Source organism: Cyanobium sp. N5-Cardenillas (assembly GCF_024345515.1).
Lineage (GTDB): Bacteria > Cyanobacteriota > Cyanobacteriia > PCC-6307 > Cyanobiaceae > Cyanobium.
The window spans coordinates 1-5,509 of record NZ_JAGQBG010000202.1 but is presented as its reverse complement, the minus strand read 5'-3'; the positions used below and the strand labels follow the sequence as shown (position 1 = coordinate 5,509).

Here is a 5,509-nt window from a genome sequence, read left to right as displayed (position 1 = left end):
GGCTGCGGTTGGTGGCGGTGAGTTGATCAAGCTTGGTTCTGCTGGCCGCCATGTCGGCCTGCAGCTGAGTCGACTCGGCTTCGAACCGGCTCAGTTGGGCGGTCTGCATCTTCACGTACTGGTAGCGGAGGAACACCAGGGCCGTGCAGGCCAGGGACGCCCCCAGGACGACCGCCCCGATCAGGGCGCCACGCAACAGCAGGGGCCGCCGATCCAGCAGCGCCGAGACCATGCTCTCCTGGCCGAGTTCCTTGCGCCTCTCCCGCAGCAGATCGAGGGGTGCTTTCATCGGCCCCGCTCCGCCATGGCCAGGCCCTGCAGGACCAGGGATCCGTAGGGCTCAGGGGTGAGGATCTCGGCCCGCACCCCCAAGGCATCCTGGAGATGGTCCTGGCTGGGCATCGTCGCGCTGAGCAGCAGCCGCAGACGGCGGATCGACGGATCCCGGCGACGGTAAAAGGCCACGCAACGATTCACTTCCCGCACAAGGTCGCCATCCTCCTCCGGCAGGGGCCAGTCGAAGACCGGCTCGGCACCGCGCAGCAGGAGCAGGCGCCCCCCTGCCGGCAGCGGATGGATCAGCAGGGTGAGTTCGTCGTGTGGTGCCTGCTCCAGCAGGGCGTTCACGGCGGCCAGCCGGCAGGACTGGGGGGGGGCCAGCCGTTCGAGCTGGGCACCGGCCAGGTTGAAGACCTCGATCCAGTCTTCCACCAACGTCCTGGAGGCCACGGCCAGCAGCATGCGGGGGGTGGCGCCCGCCAGGGGCCGCAGGTCGATGGTCGCCTCGGCCAGGGGCACCCCGAAACTGAGGGTCGGGTCGATCGTGCGCAGCGCTTCAATCGGGTCGTCGGGGATGGTCTCCAGGGGCCAGTCGATGACGCGCCACTCCACGGCCCCCTCGGGAAGAGAGGCCAGGACAACGGCATCCAGCAGGCCATCCCGCACCAGCAGATCGCCGATCAGATCACCCAGGGGCTCCTTCTCCAGGGGCTGGCCATCCAGACAGGTGAGCGGTGGCAGCGGCAGATCGATGCTCACCGGCTCAGGGCCGTCGCCCCTGAGCACCTGGCCCATCAGGGCGTCGTCTTGAAGCTCCAGCAGCAATTGACGCGGAAAGAGCTGCGCGCGGATCGGTCGGAGACGATCATCCAGATCATCCTTCAAGCCGATCAGGCCAGAAAAAACCAAGGCTCCGACCCGATGCTTGCGAAAGCTACCGAATTATGGGAGCCAAGGCATCCCTGAACCTACAACTTCAGAAAGCGTCCGGCAGCCATGGCGGTCGAGCTGGTGGGTCAATCCCTCCAGAATCGATGGCACAAGTGCAGGGCCTTCGTAAATCCAACCCGTGTAGATCTGGATCAGCGAGGCTCCTGCACTGATCCGCTCCCAGGCGGACTCGGCCGAGTCGATGCCACCCACACCGATCAGCGGCAGAGCCGGACCTGCGGTCGCCCGCAACCGTCGCAGCACCTCCACGGCCCGCCGGCGCAGGGGCCGGCCGCTCAACCCTCCGGTTTCCTCGGCCAGGGTCCCACCCGTGGCCGCCAAACGGCGCCCTTCAAGTCCAAGTCGGTGAACCGACGTGTTCACGGCGATCACTCCGGCCAGACCCTCCTCATAGGCGAGTCGGGCAATGGTATCGATGGCATCATCTTCAAGATCGGGGGCGATCTTCACCAACAGCGGAGGACAGGCAGGCAGGCGCCGCAGACGCTCCACCAGCCGCCTCAGCTGGGCCTCCTCCTGCAGGTCGCGCAGCCCCGGAGTGTTGGGGGAGCTGACGTTGACCACCGCGTAATCGGCCAGGGGAGCCAGAAACTCCAGGGAGGCGGCGTAATCGTCGGGGGCCATCTCCAGCGACACAGCCTTCGATTTGCCGAGGTTGATGCCGAGCACCGCGGGCCGCTGCCCCGGCGGGGGCAGATCCTGGCGTTCCAGGGTCCGGCGCACACCCCTGGCCCCGTCGTTGTTGAAGCCCATGCGGTTGAGGGCGGCCCGCTCCTCGGCCAGCCGGAACAACCTGGGCCGGGGATTTCCCAGCTGGGGCTGCCAGGTGATGGTGCCCAGCTCGGCGAAGCCGAAACCGAACAGATGCCAGATCGCGGCCGCCACCCCGTTCTTGTCAAAGCCCGCAGCCAGCCCCACCGGGTTGGCAAAGCGACAGCCGAACAGCGTCTGCTCCAGGCGGGGATCCCGCCGCTGCAGCTCCGCCCCCAGCCCCGCCAGGCTGCCGCTGACCAGGGGCCAGCGGCGCCGCAGGGAGGCCTGGCCCAGGGCCAGCAGGGTCAGTCGACTCAGCTGTTCGGCGTCGGCACCGTCATCGCGGCGCAGCAGTGGCTCGACGAACCGGGCGTAGAGAGCGCCGGTTCCCACCTGGCCGCCGCCGGCCGATTGCTCCTGCGGCATCCCTGTCTCCTCACTGCGGCCTGGCCAATCCTCCCGCGCCGCGCTCCAGACGCCAGCTCCCGTTGCCCAGGGGCCTCACGAGCCAGTCGCGCCAGAGCCAGGGATCGCTTTTCCCTTCGAGGGTGGCGGTGGGCACTTCCATCAGCCGGGCGAGCTCCACGGCCCGCAGGCTGTAACCGCCCGCGGCGAGCCGATCGGCCAGCTCCAGGCGGGACAGCAGCTCCTGCAGCGACCTGGGGGCCGGATCCGCGGCGCCTGGAACGGCCACCGTCTCTACCGCCGCCACCGCCTCCGGGGCGACGACGGACCGGCTTTCCACCGCCAGGGTCGGGGCCTGGCCGCGGGCATAGGCAACGGCGATGGCATCGCAGCGGTCGTTGTCCGGATCGCCGCTGTGGCCGCGCACATGGCGCAGGGCCAGCCCCGGCAGCCTGGCGGCATCCAGCAGCTCCCAGAGGTCGCGGTTGAGCACGGCGCCACCGGAGGCGGTGCGCCAGCCCTTGCGCTTCCAGCCGGCCATCCACTTCTCGAAACCATCGATGAGGTAGCGGCTGTCGGTGCGCAGCACCAGATCCGGATGGCGCGGCAGGTCCCGCAGGGCCTCCAGCACCGCCAGGGCAGCGGTGAGTTCCATCCGGTTGTTGGTGGTGGCCGGGGCCGCCCCCCCCAGCTCGCGCCGGGAGCCGTTCTCGAAGCGCAGCAGGGCACCCCAGCCGCCCGGGCCGGGGTTGCCGCTGCAGGCCCCGTCGCAGGCGGCGGCCACAACCCGCACCGGACGATCACCCATGGAGTCCCCTTGACAGCATCGCTTGAATGAGATCCTCTCTCCCGGAGAACGCCCGGGTCCTGGAGGTGTTCCCATGCAGCGAACCTACCTGGCCCTGGCGGGCCTGACCCTGGCCGGAGCCAGCCTGCCGATGGTGCAGCCCAGGCTGGCCATCGCCGCCGGCCTCTTCCAGACCACGGAGGTTGACGCCAATCGCTTTGCCGTGTTGGCCAGGCCGGTCGGCGACAGTGACTGGACCCTTCTGGTGCTGGAGCAGCTGGCCACCCGGCCCGCCTGCTGGCAGGCCCGCCCGGACGGGTTGGTGGATCCGACCCTGAACCGGTTCGACTACACCGGCATCTGCAATCGCTACCTCGACAGCAACGGCCATTCCCTGCGCGTCGCCGACCAGGACCTGGGCACCACCTACCGCCTGCAGGTGCAGCAGGTGGGATCCCGGCTTGAGCTGCAGGCCGTCTCCCCCAGCCAGGCCGCCGTCCTGGTGGTGGGCAGGGCCGAGGTGCCCCGGCGCGATCGCGACGGCTTCGTGTCCCTCACGCTCGAACCCGGCTGGGATCTGAAACGCCGCACCTACGAGCAGAGGTCCCTGTCCCACCTCTACTTCGCGAGTCCGGCCCCCCTGGAGCAACTGATTGCCCGGGCCGGCGGCGCTCAGACGTCCCGGCGCCCCCCGGGCCGGGCCGAACTCCCCGGCATGGCGGCCACCCTGCCGCTGCTCGACCAGCGCGACGACAGCATGGGTTCCGACCGCTCCGGCCGGGCGATCGCCCTCCAGGTCATTCCCTACACCGAAGCCAATGGAGGAGGGCTCTGACCCCGCCGCCGGATCCCGTCTTGGGCCCCGGCCCGGGACCAGTTGAATCACCGGACTCCTCGCCCCGCACACGCCTTCCCCCCCACTTAATCTGACTTTGTGAGGAGTGAAGGACGCTCTTCCAGGGTCGAAACGAGGACAGACTCCCGGAATCGTTCCATCTCCAGAGCCCTGCCTTCGGCGGGGCTCTTTTTTATGGGTTGCGCTCCACGCAGCGGGGGTCCACACCGCCCGTCAACGGTCCCGACCATGAAAAAGCCGGCCCCGAAGGGCCGGCCCGGAAACGAAAGGGGGTCGCCGGGCCAGGAGGCCCGGCGTTGGCCGGTCACTTGATGGAGACCTTGCCACCCACTTCTTCGATGCTCTTCTTGAGAGCTTCGGCATCGCCCTTGGAGATGCCTTCCTTGACGGCCTTGGGAGCGGCTTCCACAAGGGCCTTGGCTTCGCCCAGACCGAGGCCGGTGGCCTCGCGGACGGCCTTGAGCACCTTGATCTTGGCGGCCGGATCGAAGCCATCGAGGATGACGTCGAATTCGGTCTGCTCCTCAACCGCCTCAGCGGCGGCGCCGGGGGCGGCGGCGGCCATGACGACGCCAGCCGAAGCGGCGGCGGACACGCCGAAGGCCTCTTCGATCTGCTTGACGAGCTCGGAAGCCTCAAGCAGGGAGAGGGTTTTCAGTTGTTCGAGAATCTGGTCGGTGGTAGCGGACATGGGGGGGGGAATCAGCAACAGAACGGGAGGATCGGTGGAGCCCAGGGGTTCGCGAGAGGCGAACTCAACCTTCGCCGGATTCGGCGTGCTGCTTGAGCGCCCTGGCAAGACCGGACGGAACCTCGTTGATGCCCACAGCCAGCTTGGTGGCCAGGCCATTGATCGCACCGGCGATCTGGGCCATGAGCACCTCCTTGGAGGGCAGATCCCCGATGGCCTGGATGTCGGAGGGGGACAGGAGCTTGCCTTCGAAAAGGCCTCCCTTCACATCCGACTTCTTGGTGTCCTTCTGGAAGGACTGCAGGGCCTTCACCGCACCGCCGACATCGCCCTTGACCAGGACGAAGGCATTGGTGCCGGTGAGCAGGGAATCGAGATCCGACCAGGCGCTGTCACCATCAATGGCACGGCGCATCAAGGTGTTTTTGGTCACCTTGCACACACCGTTGCTGGCCTGCAGACGGGTCCGCAGATCAGTCATCTCCTTGATGGTCAGGCCCTTGAAATCGAGGACCAGCGCCATTTCGGCTTCACCGAGGAGCCCTTTGAGCTCTTCGACGATCTGTTGCTTGTTCTCCAGCGTGCGGCCCATAGGAAGTGGATCGGATCGGGGGAACAAGCAGGGAACGCAGCCCGGACAGCCCCCCCGGGAAGGGAAGCTTCGAGGCCGCTCATCGCTCCGCTCCGATCTGAGAGACTCCGGTGGAGTCACCAGCCCAGGCAAAAACCAATCGCGTGAACCTCGGCAGGACTTACGAGCGGGACCGAGCGACCATTTAAAAGAGTT

Annotated in this window: 6 protein-coding genes and 1 pseudogene; 1 reads left to right on the top strand and 6 read right to left on the bottom strand. The window is 67.8% G+C overall.

What is annotated here, in order from left to right; translation table 11 throughout:
• From KBZ04_RS13885 to KBZ04_RS13870, 4 genes and pseudogenes are all read right to left on the bottom strand, one after another.
• Positions 1-289: pseudogene (locus KBZ04_RS13885) on the bottom strand (hypothetical protein); the annotation flags it as partial.
• Entirely contained in the window at positions 286-1,164 is an 879-nt protein-coding gene (locus tag KBZ04_RS13880) for a hypothetical protein (RefSeq protein ID WP_254992494.1), read from the bottom strand. The gene KBZ04_RS13880 and the pseudogene KBZ04_RS13885, both read right to left, overlap by 4 nt.
• A 57-nt stretch (positions 1,165-1,221) precedes the next feature.
• Positions 1,222-2,409, bottom strand: coding sequence for a quinone-dependent dihydroorotate dehydrogenase (locus KBZ04_RS13875; protein WP_254992493.1), 1,188 nt, complete (start codon positions 2,407-2,409; stop codon positions 1,222-1,224).
• Between the two features lie 10 nt (positions 2,410-2,419).
• Positions 2,420-3,196 (bottom strand): ribonuclease H, encoded by a 777-nt coding sequence (locus tag KBZ04_RS13870; RefSeq protein WP_254992492.1) that lies wholly within the window; start codon positions 3,194-3,196, stop codon positions 2,420-2,422.
• 73 nt (positions 3,197-3,269) lie between these two features.
• On the opposite strand from KBZ04_RS13870, the gene KBZ04_RS13865 reads away from it, so the two are divergent.
• Complete coding sequence (locus KBZ04_RS13865) at positions 3,270-4,010, top strand: DUF3747 domain-containing protein (RefSeq protein WP_254992491.1); 741 nt, start codon at positions 3,270-3,272, stop codon at positions 4,008-4,010.
• 325 nt (positions 4,011-4,335) lie between these two features.
• Here the strand turns inward: KBZ04_RS13865 and rplL are convergent, their stop codons facing one another.
• Together rplL and rplJ are read right to left on the bottom strand one after the other, a co-directional pair.
• On the bottom strand, positions 4,336-4,722 hold the full coding sequence (rplL, locus tag KBZ04_RS13860; protein ID WP_094587442.1) for a 50S ribosomal protein L7/L12: 387 nt from the start codon (positions 4,720-4,722) through the stop codon (positions 4,336-4,338).
• Positions 4,723-4,786: 64 nt separating this feature from the next.
• The gene (gene rplJ / locus KBZ04_RS13855) at positions 4,787-5,314 is read right to left on the bottom strand and encodes a 50S ribosomal protein L10 (protein WP_254992490.1); all 528 of its coding nucleotides are present in this window, start codon (positions 5,312-5,314) and stop codon (positions 4,787-4,789) included.
• Between the last annotated feature and the right edge of the window lie 195 nt (positions 5,315-5,509).